Origin of the sequence: Pseudomonas sp. BAY1663 (assembly GCF_000582595.1) — a bacterium.
Lineage (GTDB): Bacteria > Pseudomonadota > Gammaproteobacteria > Pseudomonadales > Pseudomonadaceae > Stutzerimonas > Stutzerimonas stutzeri_AF.
In genome coordinates this window covers 1-13,386 of sequence record NZ_AZSV01000104.1, presented here as the reverse complement: position 1 = coordinate 13,386, position 13,386 = coordinate 1, and the positions used below count along the sequence as shown (strand labels likewise).

General features: G+C 67.5%; 15 protein-coding genes and 2 pseudogenes. 8 read left to right on the top strand and 9 right to left on the bottom strand.

All coding sequences use genetic code 11. The annotated features are described in order from the left end of the window. Positions 1–136: 136 nt before the first annotated feature. The 5 genes from BAY1663_RS20125 to BAY1663_RS20105 form a co-directional block, all read right to left on the bottom strand. Entirely contained in the window at positions 137–457 is a 321-nt protein-coding gene (locus tag BAY1663_RS20125; RefSeq protein WP_037044244.1) for a DUF2388 domain-containing protein, read from the bottom strand. 52 nt (positions 458–509) lie between these two features. Beyond that, a complete protein-coding gene (locus BAY1663_RS20120; RefSeq protein WP_037044236.1) occupies positions 510–809 on the bottom strand; it encodes a DUF2388 domain-containing protein in 300 nt (99 codons plus the stop codon). A gap of 100 nt (positions 810–909) precedes the next feature. Then, positions 910–1,227: a DUF2388 domain-containing protein gene (locus tag BAY1663_RS20115; RefSeq protein WP_037044234.1), complete on the bottom strand. Its 318-nt coding sequence runs from the start codon at positions 1,225–1,227 to the stop codon at positions 910–912. A 115-nt stretch (positions 1,228–1,342) separates the two neighbouring features. Further along, positions 1,343–1,543 (bottom strand): DUF1127 domain-containing protein, encoded by a 201-nt coding sequence (locus BAY1663_RS20110; RefSeq protein ID WP_037044231.1) that lies wholly within the window; start codon positions 1,541–1,543, stop codon positions 1,343–1,345. A gap of 170 nt (positions 1,544–1,713) precedes the next feature. Further along, entirely contained in the window at positions 1,714–2,514 is an 801-nt protein-coding gene (locus tag BAY1663_RS20105; protein WP_037044227.1) for a helix-turn-helix domain-containing protein, read from the bottom strand. Between the two features lie 90 nt (positions 2,515–2,604). On the opposite strand from BAY1663_RS20105, the gene BAY1663_RS20100 reads away from it, so the two are divergent. Then, positions 2,605–3,582 carry a bile acid:sodium symporter family protein gene (locus BAY1663_RS20100; protein WP_037044225.1) on the top strand — a complete coding sequence of 326 codons (978 nt, stop codon included), beginning with the start codon at positions 2,605–2,607 and terminating at the stop codon, positions 3,580–3,582. Positions 3,583–3,701: 119 nt separating this feature from the next. Continuing rightward, positions 3,702–4,292: an NAD(P)H-dependent oxidoreductase gene (locus BAY1663_RS20095; RefSeq protein WP_037044222.1), complete on the top strand. Its 591-nt coding sequence runs from the start codon at positions 3,702–3,704 to the stop codon at positions 4,290–4,292. 47 nt (positions 4,293–4,339) lie between these two features. Here BAY1663_RS20095 and BAY1663_RS20090 read toward each other — a convergent pair whose 3' ends face one another. After that, positions 4,340–5,239 (bottom strand): LysR family transcriptional regulator, encoded by a 900-nt coding sequence (locus BAY1663_RS20090; RefSeq protein ID WP_037044220.1) that lies wholly within the window; start codon positions 5,237–5,239, stop codon positions 4,340–4,342. Positions 5,240–5,370: 131 nt separating this feature from the next. Between BAY1663_RS20090 and BAY1663_RS20085 the strand changes: the two are divergent. Beyond that, positions 5,371–6,199: pseudogene (locus tag BAY1663_RS20085) on the top strand (oxidoreductase). 113 nt (positions 6,200–6,312) lie between these two features. Here BAY1663_RS20085 and BAY1663_RS20080 read toward each other — a convergent pair. The 3 genes from BAY1663_RS20080 to BAY1663_RS20070 are packed head-to-tail and all read right to left on the bottom strand — an operon-like array spanning position 6,313 to position 9,205. Beyond that, entirely contained in the window at positions 6,313–7,749 is a 1,437-nt protein-coding gene (locus BAY1663_RS20080; RefSeq protein ID WP_037044217.1) for an NAD(P)(+) transhydrogenase (Re/Si-specific) subunit beta, read from the bottom strand. Positions 7,750–7,752: 3 nt separating this feature from the next. Beyond that, complete coding sequence (locus tag BAY1663_RS20075; RefSeq protein WP_037044213.1) at positions 7,753–8,070, bottom strand: NAD(P) transhydrogenase subunit alpha; 318 nt, start codon at positions 8,068–8,070, stop codon at positions 7,753–7,755. 13 nt (positions 8,071–8,083) lie between these two features. Beyond that, positions 8,084–9,205, bottom strand: a complete 1,122-nt coding sequence (locus BAY1663_RS20070; RefSeq protein ID WP_037044201.1) for a Re/Si-specific NAD(P)(+) transhydrogenase subunit alpha — start codon at positions 9,203–9,205, stop codon at positions 8,084–8,086. On the opposite strand from BAY1663_RS20070, the gene BAY1663_RS24180 reads away from it, so the two are divergent. The 5 genes and pseudogenes from BAY1663_RS24180 to gspH form a co-directional block, all read left to right on the top strand. Next, the gene (locus tag BAY1663_RS24180) at positions 9,198–9,530 is read left to right on the top strand and encodes a hypothetical protein (protein ID WP_128576409.1); all 333 of its coding nucleotides are present in this window, start codon (positions 9,198–9,200) and stop codon (positions 9,528–9,530) included. The two genes, BAY1663_RS20070 and BAY1663_RS24180, sit on opposite strands and share 8 nt — an antisense overlap. 200 nt (positions 9,531–9,730) lie before the next feature. Further along, positions 9,731–11,245, top strand: a complete 1,515-nt coding sequence (gene gspE / locus BAY1663_RS20065) for a type II secretion system ATPase GspE (RefSeq protein ID WP_037044198.1) — start codon at positions 9,731–9,733, stop codon at positions 11,243–11,245. A gap of 120 nt (positions 11,246–11,365) precedes the next feature. Further along, positions 11,366–12,579 (top strand): annotated as a pseudogene (gene xcpS, locus BAY1663_RS20060) (GspF family T2SS innner membrane protein variant XcpS). Between the two features lie 5 nt (positions 12,580–12,584). Then, positions 12,585–13,025, top strand: coding sequence for a type II secretion system major pseudopilin GspG (gene gspG, locus BAY1663_RS20055; protein ID WP_037044197.1), 441 nt, complete (start codon positions 12,585–12,587; stop codon positions 13,023–13,025). 3 nt (positions 13,026–13,028) lie between these two features. Further along, positions 13,029–13,386, top strand: a 358-nt coding sequence (gspH, locus tag BAY1663_RS20050) for a type II secretion system minor pseudopilin GspH (protein WP_037044194.1), incomplete at its 3' end; no start/stop codon positions are given.

Below are 13,386 nucleotides of genomic sequence, written 5' to 3'. Positions count from 1 at the left end.
TTCGTCGAGCAGTGCCTGGCTTGCGGCGCGCTCGGCAGGCCGCAGGCCGCGATCGTCCAGCTTCAGGCGCAATTCGGCCTGGGCGCTTGCGACGACCAGGCGAGGCAGCCCGCCAGCAGCCAGGCGCAGGCGCGGTTCACAGGGCGAGGATGGCTTCGGCCAGCTCCAGGTCGCTGGCGTTGCGGGCGTCGGGGAATTCGCTGCGCAGCGAGCCGATGGCGGCTTCCAGGTGGGCGCCGCGGATCGCCCCGGCGCTGGCGACGAAGCTGGCGGCATCTTCGCGGGCCTCGACGACCACCTTCATGTCGCTGATGCGGCTGGTCACGTCGGAGGTGAAGTTGATGCTGCGGTCCAGGGCGCGGACCACGATGTTACTGGTGGCGACCAGGGTCTGGGCCTGGGCGCCGGCTGCCAGCAGGACGCATGCGAGGGGGAGGGTGATCAGGCGTTTGAGCATGGACGGGTTCTCGCTTCTTGGGCGACCGACGGGCGGGGCGCCGGTCAGTGAATCACTGGACGAGGATGGCTTCGGCCAGCTCCAGGTCGCTGGCGGCCAGCTCGGGATGCTGCTGGCGCAGCCAGGATAGTGCGGCCTGCAGGCGCGCTCCAGGGTGCTGGCCGGCGCTGGCGACGAAACCGGCGGCGTCGTCGCGGGCATCCGCGAGCAGCTTGTTGTCGAACGGGGCGCTGGTCAGCTGGCTGCTGACGTAGCTGGTCTGGACGATGCTGGCGGTGGTGGTGTCGAAAGCCTGGGCGGAGCCGGTGGCGAGGCAGGCCGCGGTCAATGCCGCGATTTGAAACGAACGCATGTGAGTCCTGTAGCCGGTAAAAACGCCGCCAAGGCTAGCGAAACGCCTTCATCACGGCCAGTACTCAGTTGCTTCGCCAGTTTTCAATGCCAACGCCGGGTCACAGCGCCAGGATCGCCTCGGCCAGTTGCAGGTCGTTGGCATCGAGCTGCGGCACCTGACGGCGGATATGCAGCAGCGCGGCTTCCAGGTGTGCGCCGCGCAGCTCGCCCTGGCTGGCGACGAAGCGCGCGGCATCGTCACGGGCCTCCAGCACCAGTTTGTCGTCGCGCAGCGACGAGGTCAGGTCGGAGGTGGTGTCGATGCTGTTGGTCAGGCCGCCGGCGATCATGTCGGTGGTGGCGGTGAAGCTGGCAGCTGAAACGGTGCCGCTCAGCAGAAGGCCGGCGGCGCACAACGGAAGCAGGATACGGGACATGGTGATTCTCCAGGGCTGTGGCTTCAGACCGCGCCATGGGCGTTACGTTCCCGATGGCGCGGTCCTCGCCGCGCAGCATAGGCTTCGCCCCGCCTGCAGGAAAGCGCGGCGTGTTTCAGCGCCAGAACGGTTTGTTCAGCTCGGCCTCGCGCTCGCTGCGGCTGATGCCGACATCCGCCAGCAGGCGATCGTCGAGGCTTGCCAGTTGGCGGCGGCTGCGGGCGTTCTGTTGCCACTGGCGCAGCAGCCGCACCAGGCGCTGGACCGGCCGTCCGGGGCGGGTGAGGGAAAGGGGGCGTGGCAGGGCGCGATCCATGATGTCGTCCTTCCGCATTCGGCGGGCATGGCTTATGGGCAGACAGGATCGCGCGCGGGGGACGGGCGCAACAGCCACAGGAATCGGGGATTGTGCCGGTGCAGTTGCCGCGTGCTGCTAACTGTACCGCTTGTGGCTGCGGCAACTGTTGCTGCCAGGTGGTGCCGGGTTCAGTCGGGCGCCTGGCGTGCGAGCGCTCCCGGGGTGAAGCCGAACAACAGGCGGAAGGCGGCGATGAACGCCGAAGTGGAATCGTAGCCGCAGGCGAGCGCGACGTCGGTCACCGGCGCGCCCTGTTCGAGCAGCGGCAGCGCGCTGAGCAGGCGCAGGCGCTGGCGCCAGGCGCGGAAGCTGAGGCCGGTGTCGCGGCGGAAGCGGCGGGTCAGGGTCTTTTCCGAGAGGCCCAGCCGTTCGCTCCAGTGGGCGAGGCCGAACGGCAGCTCCGGTGCTGCGTAGAGGGTTTCGCACAGTCGCCGCAGATGCGGGTCGCTGGGCCAGGGCAGCGAATAGCCGATCTCCGGCGCCGCCTGCAACTGATCCAGCAGCACCGCCGCCAGCCGCCCCTCGGCGCCCTGTTCGTCGTATGCCACCGGCAACTGGCCGAAGGCGCGGATCAGTTCGCGTAGCAGCGGACTGACCTCCAGCACCTGGCAACGCGCCGGCGCCCAGGCCAGCACGCTGTCGTCGAGGTACAGGCTGCGCATCTCCGTCTGCGGCGAGCTGATCACTTCGTGCAGCAGGCCCGGCGGGATGAGGATGGCGCGCTGCGGCGGAGCGAGGAAGCGCCCGCCGTCGGTGTGCACGCGCAATACGCCGCTGGTGGCATAGGACAGCTGCGCCCAGGGGTGGCTGTGGCGCGGCGTGGTGGTGCGTTCGGGCAGCGATTCGCTGCGGGCGAACAGGGGCCGGGGCAGCGCATCCATGACCGGGATGCGCCGATGGGGAAGATTGTGGTGTCCGTTTCTCGACATTGCCGGGTCCAGTGGCGTTAGCCGGTTATGCCTGTCGACAGTAGACTCTGCGCCGACTCGCCGCAACACACTCGCCACAGGAACGCGCACATGGCCAGACCCCGCCTGCTACCCGACAACTTCACCCTCGCGCTGATCGCCGCCGTGGCCGTCGCCACCCTGCTGCCCGCGCACGGGCAGGGCGCGGTGGTGTTCGAGTGGATCACCAACCTGGCCATCGCCCTGCTGTTCTTCATGCACGGCGCCAAGCTGTCCGGTACGGCGATCCTTGCCGGCATGACCCACTGGCGCCTGCACCTGCTGGTGTTCGCCTGCACCTTCGTGCTGTTCCCACTGCTGGGGTTGGCGCTCAGGCCGGTGCTGACGCCCATGGTCGGGGCCGAGCTGTACCTCGGCATCCTCTACCTTTGCGCGTTGCCGGCGACGGTACAGTCGGCCATCGCCTTCACCTCGCTGGCGCGCGGCAACATCCCGGCGGCGATCTGCAGTGCGGCGGCTTCCAGCCTGATCGGCATCTTCCTCACGCCGCTGCTGGTGCTGCTGCTGATGGGCGCACAGGCCGATGGTGGCTCGACGCTGGAGGCGATCGGCAAGATCGTCGTGCAACTGCTGCTGCCGTTCATCGCCGGGCAGATCGCGCGGCGCTGGATCGGCGACTGGGTGGCGCGCAACAGGGGTTGGCTGAAGAACGTCGATCAGAGCTCGATCCTGCTGGTGATCTACACCGCCTTCAGCCATGCGGTGATGGAGGACATCTGGGGCCAGATACCGCTGCCGCAGCTGATCGGGCTGGTGCTGGCCTGCTGCCTGTTGCTGGCGCTGGCGTTGCTCGGCACCTATTTCATCGCGCGCTGGCTGGGTTTTGACCTGGAGGACCGCATCACCATCCTCTTCGCCGGTTCGAAGAAGAGCCTGGCCACCGGCATCCCCATGGCCCAGGTGCTGTTCGCCGGCGGCGCGCTGGGTACGCTGATCCTGCCGTTGCTGCTGTTCCACCAGATCCAGCTGATGGTGTGCGCGGTGCTGGCGCAACGCTATGCGCGTCGGCCGGAGCTGGAGCCGGCCTGAAGTCCGGTTAATGCAGGTTGGATTCGTGATCGGCACGCAAGGATCATTTGCCCGAACGGGGCTGGGAGGGCCATGCGGGGCTGGATAAGCTGCGCGGCATTCCGTTCCCGAGGTGTTCCATGAAGAAGATTCTGCTACTCAACGGCGGCAAGGCATTCGCCCATTCGGCCGGCCGCTACAACGCCACCCTGCACGCGGCGGCCAGCGAGACCCTGGAGGCCGCCGGCTTCGAGGTGAGGACCACCGAGATCGACGCCGGCTACGACGTGGCCGAGGAGGTTGCCAAGATCCTCTGGGCCGACGCGTTGATCTACCAGATGCCCGGCTGGTGGATGGGCGCGCCCTGGACGGTGAAGAAGTACCTCGACGAGGTGTTCACCGCCGGCCACGGCAGCCTCTACGCCAACGACGGCCGCACGCGCTCCGACGCCTCGCAGAAGTACGGCAGCGGTGGTCTGCTGCACGGCAAGCACTACATGATCTCGGCGACCTGGAACGCGCCGCAGCAGGCCTTCGACGACCCGAGCGACTTCTTCGCCGGCAAGGGCGTGGACGCCGTCTACCTGCCGTTCCACAAGGCCAACGAGTTCCTCGGTATGCGCGGGCTGCCGACTTTCCTCTGCGTGGATGTGATGAAGCGCCCGGCCATCGAGGCGGACGTGGCGCGCTACCGCCGGCACCTGGGCGAGGTATTCGGTTTCCAGGCCTGAGCTGCCGCTGGGGGCCGCTGCCCGATGAGGTGCCCGAGCCAGTTTGCTCAGCCCGGTTCGCGGGCGTTGCGGGCGAACTCGATGAATGCCTTGAGCGTCGCCGGCACATGCCGGCGACTCGGGTAGTAGAGATGCAGGCCGGGGTAGTAGGGGCACCAGTCTTCCAGTACCTGGACCAGGCGACCGTCGGCGAGCTGGCCCTTGACCAGCTCCTCGAACACATAGGCGAGGCCGACGCCCTGCTGTGCCGGCCCAGGCATCAGGCCGACGTCGTCCAGCGTCAGCGGGCCGTCCACGTCGATCTCCAGTTCGATACCGCCGCGTGCGAACTCCCAGCGGTAGAACGCCCCGCTGGGGAAGCGGTGGCGGATGCAGGGCAGCCCCTGCAGGTCCTGGGGCTTCTGCGGCACGGGGTAGCGCTGGAAGAACTCCGCTGAACCCACCACCACGGAGCGCATGTAGGGGCCGATGGCCAGGGAAACCATGTCCGCTTCCAGCCGCTCGCCGAAGCGCACGCCGGCGTCGAAGCCGGCCGAAACCACGTCCACCAGCGCATCGTCGGTGACGATATCCAGGCGCACGTCCGGGTAGGCCGCCAGGAAGCGGCTGGCGAGCGGCAGCAACACCAGCTGCGCGGCGGGCCGCCCGGCGGTGATGCGCAGTTTGCCCGAGGGTTTGTCACGAAAGCTGTTGAGGTCCTCGAGGGCGTCGTCGATATCGCGAAAGGCCGGCTTGACCCGGCTATAAAGGCGCGCGCCCGCCTCGGTGAGGGCCACGCTGCGCGTGGTGCGGTTGAACAGACGAATCCCGAGGCGGGTTTCCAGGGCGCGCAGGGCATGGCTCAGCGCCGATGGCGTGAGGCCCAGCTCGACCGCCGCGCGGCTGAAGCTCAGGTGATTGGCGATGCACAGGAAGATGGCCAGGTCGGCGGCGGCAACGGTTTTCATATATGTGAATTAAACTCAAAAACCCATGTGATTTTCTTGGGATTATCACATCAGTAGCCGAGGCCTAGAGTGACGTCAACTCATCGACAAGGCCCTGCATGGTGCAGGGTCACTGAAACGGAGGAGTTGATATGCGTACTTGGTTCATTACGGGTGCATCCCGTGGTCTCGGCGCCTGATCGCACAGGGTGCCCTGCTTGCCGGCGATGCGGTCATCGCCACCGCGCGCAAGCCCGAGGATGTCGAGGCACGCCTCGGCAGCCATCCCAACCTCCTGGCCCTGCGCCTGGACGTCACGCAGGAAGCCGAGGCCCATCAGGCCGTGGCGGCGGGCATCAGGCAGTTCGGCCGCATCGACGTGCTGATCAACAATGCCGGCTTCGGCGTGCTCGGCGCGGTGGAGGAAACCAGCGCCAGCGAAACCGAGCGGCTGTTCGCCACCAACGTGTTCGGGGTGCTCAACGTGACCCGTGCGGTGCTGCCGCACATGCGTCGCCAGCGCTCCGGCCACATCATCAACATCTCCTCCATCGGCGGCTACCAGGCTACATGGGCTGGGGGGTGTACGGCTCCACCAAGTTCGCCGTGGAAGGCATCACCGAGGCGCTGTATCAGGAACTGGCGCCGCTGGGGATCCATGCCACGGTGGTGGAACCCGGATTCTTCCGCACCGACTTCCTCGACGAGCAATCGTTGCTGAAGACCGCCCTGGAACTGCCGGACTACGACGATACCGTCGGGGCTGTGCGCCGGTTCGCCAAGGACTACAACCATGCGCAACCGGGGGACCCGAACACGTTCGCCGAAGCGATGCTGGCACTGGTCGACGCGCCGAAGCCGCCGCAGCGCCTGGCGCTGGGCAGTGACACCGTGGCGCGCATCGAGCAGAAGCACAGCTTCGTCAGTGCCGAACTGGCCGAGTGGCGGGCGCTGTCCCTGTCCACCGACTTCGACGCCTGAAGCACCCTGCCCCGCGCCAGGCCAAAGCCGCCACGCAGGCACGGGCGGCGCAGCGAAAAAACCCCTTCACGGCGCGGCCGGGAGGGGGCTCTCGCTTCACTGCGGGTAAGGGATCACTCCACCGCCTTGACCATGTCCTCGACCACCTTCTTGGCGTCGCCGAAGACCATCATGGTCTTGTCCATGTAGAACAGCTCGTTGTCGAGGCCCGCGTAGCCGCTGGCCATGGAGCGCTTGTTGACGATCACCGTCTTGGCCTTGTACGCCTCGAGGATCGGCATGCCGGCGATCGGCGACTTCGGGTCGGTCTTCGCCGCCGGGTTGACCACGTCGTTGGCGCCCAGCACCAGCACCACGTCGGCCTGGCCGAACTCGGCATTGATGTCCTCCATCTCGAAGACCTGCTCGTAGGGCACCTCGGCCTCGGCCAGCAGCACATTCATATGCCCCGGCATGCGCCCCGCCACCGGGTGGATCGCATACTTCACGGTCACGCCCAGGTGAGTCAGCTTCTCCGCCAGTTCCATCAGCGCGTGCTGCGCGCGGGCCACCGCCAGGCCGTAGCCGGGGACGATGATCACCGTGTCGGCGTTGGTCAGCAGGAAGGCGGCGTCGTCCGAGGAGCCGGACTTCACGTTGCGTTCCTGTTGCGCACCGGCCGGGCCGCCGGCATCGGCGCTGGCACCGAAGCCGCCGAGGATCACGTTGAAGAACGAGCGGTTCATCGCCTTGCACATGATGTACGAGAGGATCGCGCCGGAGGAGCCGACCAGCGAGCCGGCGATGATCAGCATCGAGTTGTTCAACGAGAAGCCGATACCGGCCGCCGCCCAGCCCGAGTAGCTGTTGAGCATCGACACCACCACCGGCATGTCGGCACCGCCGATGGGGATGATGATCAGCACGCCGATGACGAAGGCCAGCGCCACCAGCAGGGCGAACGCCGGGATATTGCCGCTGAAGGTGTAGACCAGGCCGAGACCGACGATCGCCAGGCCGACGGCCAGGTTGAGCAGGTGCTGGCCCTGGAACACCACCGGCGCGCCCTGGAACAGGCGGAACTTGTATTTGCCGGACAGCTTGCCGAAGGCGATCACCGAACCGGAGAAGGTGATGGCACCGATGGCCGCGCCGAGGAACAGCTCCAGGCGGTTGCCGGTGGGAATCGCGTAGCCCATGTGCTCGACAATGCCCAGCGACTGCGGCTCGACCACCGCGGCGATGGCGATGAACACCGCGGCCAGGCCGATCATGCTGTGCATGAAGGCGACCAGCTCGGGCATCTTGGTCATCTCCACGCGCTTGGCCATGACGGTGCCGACGCTGCCGCCGAGCAGCAGGCCGACGATCACGTAGCCGATGCCGGCGCTGGCCAGTTCGCTGCCGAGCTTGAAGATCAGGCCGACCGTGGTCAGCACGGCGATGGCCATGCCGAGCATGCCGAAGACGTTGCCGCGCCGCGAGCTGGTCGGGTGCGACAGGCCCTTGAGCGCCTGGATGAAGCACACCGAGGCGACGAGGTAGAGCAGGGTGATCAGGTTCATGCTCATGGCTTACTTGGCCTCCGCCTTGGCCGCGCTGCGGTCCTTCTTCTTGAACATTTCCAGCATCCGCCGGGTGACCAGGAAGCCACCGAACACGTTGACCGCCGCCAGCGCCACGGCCAGGGTGCCCATGGCCTTGCCCAGCGGGGTGACGGTGAGCGCGGCGGCCAGCATGGCGCCGACGATGACGATCGCCGAGATCGCGTTGGTGACCGCCATCAGCGGCGTGTGCAGCGCCGGGGTGACGTTCCAGACCACGTGGTAGCCGACGTAGATCGCCAGCACGAAGATGATCAGGTTGTAGATGCCGTCGGAAATCAGGTCCATGGTCGCGTCTCCCTTAAGCGTTGCTGCGCACGACCTGGCCGTCGCGGCACATCAGGCACGCGCGGACGATGTCGTCTTCGAGGTTGAGCTGGAACTGGCCGTCCTTGTCGATGACCAGCTTGAGGAAATCCAGCAGGTTGCGGGCGTAGAGCGCCGAGGCATCGGCCGGCACCCAGGTCGCCAGGTTGCTGTAGCCGACCAGGGTCACGCCGTGCTCGACCACTACCTGGTCGACCACCGACAGCGGGCAGTTGCCGCCATGCGAGGCGGCCATGTCGATCACCACCGAGCCCGGTTTCATCTGTCGCACCGTCTCCTCCTGCAGCAGCACCGGCGCCTTGCGGCCCGGGATCAGCGCGGTGGTGATGACGATGTCGGCCTGCAGCGCGCGCTGGTGCACCGCCTGCGCCTGGCGCGCCATCCACGAGGCTGGCATCGGCCGCGCGTAACCGCCGACGCCCTCGGCGCACTCGCGTTCCTCGTCGGTCTCGTAGGGCACGTCGATGAACTTCGCGCCGAGCGACTCGATCTGTTCCTTCACCGCCGGGCGCACGTCCGAGGCTTCGATCACCGCGCCCAGGCGCTTGGCCGTGGCGATGGCCTGCAGGCCGGCGACACCGGCACCGAGGATCAGCACGCGGGCGGCCTTCACCGTACCGGCGGCGGTCATCAGCATCGGCATGAAGCGCGGATAGTGATGGGCGGCGAGCAGCACCGCCTTGTAGCCGGCGATGTTGGCCTGCGAGGAGAGCACGTCCAGGCTCTGCGCACGGGAGGTGCGCGGCGCCGCCTCGAGGGCGAAGGCGGTGATGCCGCGTGCGGCCATGCGTGCGATGCCGGCATCGTCGAACGGCTCGAGCATGCCGAGCAGCACCGCGCCGGGCTGCATCTGCGCCAGCTCGGCCTCGTTCGGCGCGTTGACCTTGAGCACCACCTCGGCGGCCAGCGCTGCGGCGGCGTCGCCGATGGCCGCGCCGACGGCTTCATAGGCGCTGTCCGGCACGCTGGACAGCAAGCCGGCGCCGCTTTGCAGCGTCACCCGATGCCCTTGGCCGATCAGTTTCTTGACGGTTTCCGGGGTCGCGGCAACCCGCGTTTCCCTGGCCTGGGTTTCGAGAGGAACACCGATGTGCATTGTTGTTGTTCTCCTGCATGATCTTGACCAGAGCACGCTGATCCGCGGCTCTGACGAGCGTTTTTCACCCGCGCGCTACTCTGGCGGGCGGGGTTCGAAACGGCGAAGCGACCTTCTTGTAGTGCCGAAAGAAACCGACTACAGCGCGGCATTCTGCAAGCCCGGAAAAAATCAAACAACTGTTTCAATCAAACGATTGTATTTGGTTCGATGGTCGGCGCATGACCACCTGGTTCGCGCATGGCTCTGCAGCCGGCGCATACCTTGGGCTCGCGCCGAGCGAATGGCTTTCGGCAAGTCGTTCATCCGCATGGATCATGAATGACCTGCCATCGATGCGGTATTCGTCAGCGGTGCCGGCCATGTTCGACCTTGGTGCCGGGTGGCCGTGCGCTTGCGCAGAAAAAGCGCAACCGTTGAAATGTCATTCAATCCTTGTAGTCCAACTGGGTTGGATATGCCTGTCCGGAGTGTTTCGAGCGTGGTGGCGTCGGGTCGCTGCGCATCGCCCGCTGGAGCTGCACCATGCCCGAGCTTGACGTGAACGAGATGACCGCGCTGCTGGAGCCGCCGGCCCAGCGTCGCCTGCCGTTCGCCTTCGCCCGCCGCCACGGCGTGATCCTGCTGGAGCGCGGCGGCGAGTTGCGTCTGGCCCTGCGCGAGGGCGCGGCACTGACCGCACTGCAGGAAGCCCAGCGCCTCGCCGGCACGTCGCTGCCGTTGCAGTGGCTGCCCCCGGACGAGTTCGACCAGGCGCTCGGCGCGGCCTACCAGCACGACTCGTCGGCGGCGATGCTGATGGTCGAGGGGCTGGGCAACGAGCTGGACCTGGCCAGCCTCGCCGAGCAGATCCAGGAGACCGAGGATCTGCTGGAGCAGGAGGACGACGCGCCGATCATCCGCCTGATCAACGCCATCCTCGGCGAAGCGATCGCCGAGAACGCCTCGGACATCCATATCGAGACCTTCGAGAAGCGCCTGGTGATCCGCTTCCGCGTCGACGGCATCCTCCGCGAGGTGGTGCAGCCCAAGCGCGAGCTGGCGGCGCTCTTGGTGTCGCGGATCAAGGTCATGGCGCGGCTGGACATCGCCGAGAAGCGCGTCCCGCAGGATGGCCGCATCTCGCTGCGGGTCGGCGGGCGCGAGGTGGACATCCGCGTCTCCACCCTGCCTTCGGCCAACGGCGAGCGCGTGGTGCTGCGCCTGCTCGACAAGCAGGCCGGGCGCCTGACCCTGCGCCACCTGGGCATGAGCGAGCACGACCGGCGGCAGCTGGAGCAGGCGGTGAAGAAGCCCCACGGCATCATCCTGGTCACCGGCCCCACCGGCTCGGGCAAGACCACCACGCTCTATGCCGCGCTGACCACCCTCAACGACCGCACGCGCAACATACTCACCGTCGAGGACCCCATCGAGTATCACCTCGAAGGCATCGGCCAGACCCAGGTCAACACCAAGGTCGACATGACCTTCGCCCGCGGCCTGCGCGCCATCCTGCGCCAGGACCCGGACGTGGTGATGGTCGGCGAGATCCGCGATCAGGAGACCGCCGACATGGCGGTGCAGGCCTCGCTGACCGGCCACCTGGTGCTCTCTACCCTGCACACCAACAGCGCCATCGGCGCGGTCACGCGACTGGTGGACATGGGCGTCGAGCCGTTCCTGATCTCCTCGTCGCTGCTCGGCGTGCTGGCCCAGCGCCTGGTGCGGGTGCTGTGCCACGACTGCAAGCGGGCCTACGTCGCCGACGCCGCCGAATGCGCGTTGTTCGGCGTCAGCCCGGCCGAGGCGCCGACGCTGTACCACGCCGAAGGCTGCGAGCAGTGTCGCGGCCTCGGCTATCGCGGGCGCACCGGCATCTACGAACTGGTGATCTTCGACGACGCCCTGCGCAGCATGGTCCACACCCGCGCCGGCGAGCAGGACATGCTGCGCCACGCCCGCCAGCTCGGCCCGAGCATCCGCGACGACGGCCTGCGCAAGGTCCGCGAGGGCGTGACCACCATCGAGGAAGTGCTGCGGGTGACCCGTGAGGAATGAACTGCGCGGCGGCGGGGCCTGGCACGATACGCTCGCGCCTGTCTCTGCTTGGCACTGTTGGGCTTCGCCGCAAGCGGCTCAACCCAACCTACCGGCGTCCCTTGTGGCGGATTCGCGCTGATGGCCGCCTTCGAATACATCGCCCTCGATCCGCGCGGGCGCCAGCAGAAGGGCCTGATCGAGGCCGACAGCCCGCGCCAGGCGCGCCAGCTGCTGCGCGACCGGCAATGGGCGCCGCTGGAGGTGAAGCAGGCCAAGTCCAAGGAGGATGCCGGCCACGGCGGTTTCGGCTTCGGCCGTGGCCTCTCGGCGCGCGACCTGGCGCTGGTCACCCGGCAGCTGGCGACCCTGGTGCAGGCCGCGCTGCCCATCGAGGAAGCCCTGCGCGCCGCGGCGGCCCAATCCACCTCGGCGAAGATCAAGTCGATGCTGCTGGCGGTGCGCGCACGGGTGATGGAGGGCCACAGCCTGGCGGCGGCGCTGCGCGAGTATCCGTCGGCGTTTCCCGAGCTGTACCGCGCTACCGTGGCGGCCGGCGAGCACGCCGGCCATCTCGGGCTGGTGCTCGACCAGCTCGCCGACTACACCGACCAGCGCCAGCAGTCGCGGCAGAAGATCCAGCTGGCGCTGCTCTATCCGGTGATCCTGCTGGTCGCCTCGCTGGCCATCGTCGTGCTGCTGCTCGGCTACGTGGTGCCCGACGTGGTCAAGGTATTCGTCAACACCGGCCAGGAGCTGCCGGTGCTGACCCGCGGGCTGATCGCCACCAGCGACCTGGTCAAGGACTGGGGCTGGCTGATCCTGCTCGGCGGCATCGGTGCCGCACTGGCGATGCGCGCAGCGCTGCGCGACGAGACGCTGCGCCTGCGCTGGCATGCTTCATCCTGCGCCTGCCGCTGATCGGCCGGCTGAGCCGGGCGACCAACACCGCGCGCTTCGCCTCGACCCTGGCGATCCTCACCAAGAGCGGCGTGCCGCTGGTGGAGGCACTGTCCATCGCCGCCGCGGTGATCGCCAACCGACGCATCCGCGAGCGAGTGGTCGAGGCCGCGCAGAAGGTGCGCGAGGGCAGCAGCCTGACCCGTGCGCTGGAGGCCACCGGCGAATTCCCGCCGATGATGCTGCACATGATCGCCAGCGGGGAGAAATCCGGTGAACTGGATCAGATGCTGGCGCGTACTGCGCGCAACCAGGAGAACGACCTCGCCGCCCAGGTGTCTCTGCTGGTCGGCCTGTTCGAACCGTTCATGCTGGTGTTCATGGGTGCGGTGGTGCTGGTTATCGTGCTGGCGATCCTGATGCCGATCCTCTCTCTCAATCAACTGGTGGGTTAACGACCATGACAACAAGACTGCAACGCCGCACCCAGGGCGGCTTCACCCTTATCGAGATCATGGTGGTGGTGGTCATCCTCGGCATCCTCGCCGCGCTGGTGGTGCCGCAGGTGATGAGCCGCCCGGAGCAGGCCAAGGTCACCGTGGCCAAGGGCGACATCAAGGCCATCGCCGCCGCGCTGGACATGTACAAGCTGGACAATTTCGCCTATCCGAGCACCCAGCAGGGGCTGGATGCGCTGGTCAAGAAGCCCTCCGGCAACCCGCAACCGAAGAACTGGAACCGCGACGGCTACCTCAAGCGCCTGCCCCAGGACCCCTGGGGCAACGACTACCAGTACCTGTCGCCAGGCACCCAGGGTCAGTTCGACCTGTATTCCTTCGGCGCTGACGGCAAGCCCGGCGGCAGCGAGCTGAACGCGGACATCGGCAGCTGGGACCTCTGACCGATGCGGCGCCGCGCCCGCGCCTTCACCCTCATCGAGCTGCTGGTGGTCATCGTCCTGCTGGGCATCTTGGTCAGCGTGGCGGTGCTCGGCGTCGGCGGCTCCAGCACTGCGCGCGAACTGCGTGACGAAGCCCGGCGCCTCGCCGCGCTGATCGGTGTGCTCAGCGATGAGGCGGTGCTCGACAGCCGCGAATACGGCCTGCTGGTCGACAGCCAAGGCTATCGCGTGCTGCGCTACGACGAGGCCGCGGCGCGCTGGCGGGAGAGCGAGCGGCGCGAGGCGCGCGAGCTGCCGGAGTGGATGCGCCTGGAGCTGGCACTGGACGGTACGCCACTGGTGCTGCTGGCGCCGCCGAAGC

Coding starts and splice junctions, on each gene's coding strand:
- gspG (WP_037044197.1), top strand. CDS start 12,585: ATGACAACAAGACTGCAACGCCGCACCCAGGGCGGCTTCACCCTTATC.
- gspE (WP_037044198.1), top strand. CDS start 9,731: ATGCCCGAGCTTGACGTGAACGAGATGACCGCGCTGCTGGAGCCGCCG.
- BAY1663_RS20090 (WP_037044220.1), bottom strand. CDS start 5,239: ATGAAAACCGTTGCCGCCGCCGACCTGGCCATCTTCCTGTGCATCGCC.
- BAY1663_RS20080 (WP_037044217.1), bottom strand. CDS start 7,749: ATGAGCATGAACCTGATCACCCTGCTCTACCTCGTCGCCTCGGTGTGC.
- BAY1663_RS20070 (WP_037044201.1), bottom strand. CDS start 9,205: ATGCACATCGGTGTTCCTCTCGAAACCCAGGCCAGGGAAACGCGGGTT.
- BAY1663_RS20075 (WP_037044213.1), bottom strand. CDS start 8,070: ATGGACCTGATTTCCGACGGCATCTACAACCTGATCATCTTCGTGCTG.
- BAY1663_RS20125 (WP_037044244.1), bottom strand. CDS start 457: ATGCTCAAACGCCTGATCACCCTCCCCCTCGCATGCGTCCTGCTGGCA.
- BAY1663_RS20095 (WP_037044222.1), top strand. CDS start 3,702: ATGAAGAAGATTCTGCTACTCAACGGCGGCAAGGCATTCGCCCATTCG.
- BAY1663_RS24180 (WP_128576409.1), top strand. CDS start 9,198: ATGTGCATTGTTGTTGTTCTCCTGCATGATCTTGACCAGAGCACGCTG.
- BAY1663_RS20110 (WP_037044231.1), bottom strand. CDS start 1,543: ATGGATCGCGCCCTGCCACGCCCCCTTTCCCTCACCCGCCCCGGACGG.
- BAY1663_RS20115 (WP_037044234.1), bottom strand. CDS start 1,227: ATGTCCCGTATCCTGCTTCCGTTGTGCGCCGCCGGCCTTCTGCTGAGC.
- BAY1663_RS20105 (WP_037044227.1), bottom strand. CDS start 2,514: ATGTCGAGAAACGGACACCACAATCTTCCCCATCGGCGCATCCCGGTC.
- BAY1663_RS20120 (WP_037044236.1), bottom strand. CDS start 809: ATGCGTTCGTTTCAAATCGCGGCATTGACCGCGGCCTGCCTCGCCACC.
- BAY1663_RS20100 (WP_037044225.1), top strand. CDS start 2,605: ATGGCCAGACCCCGCCTGCTACCCGACAACTTCACCCTCGCGCTGATC.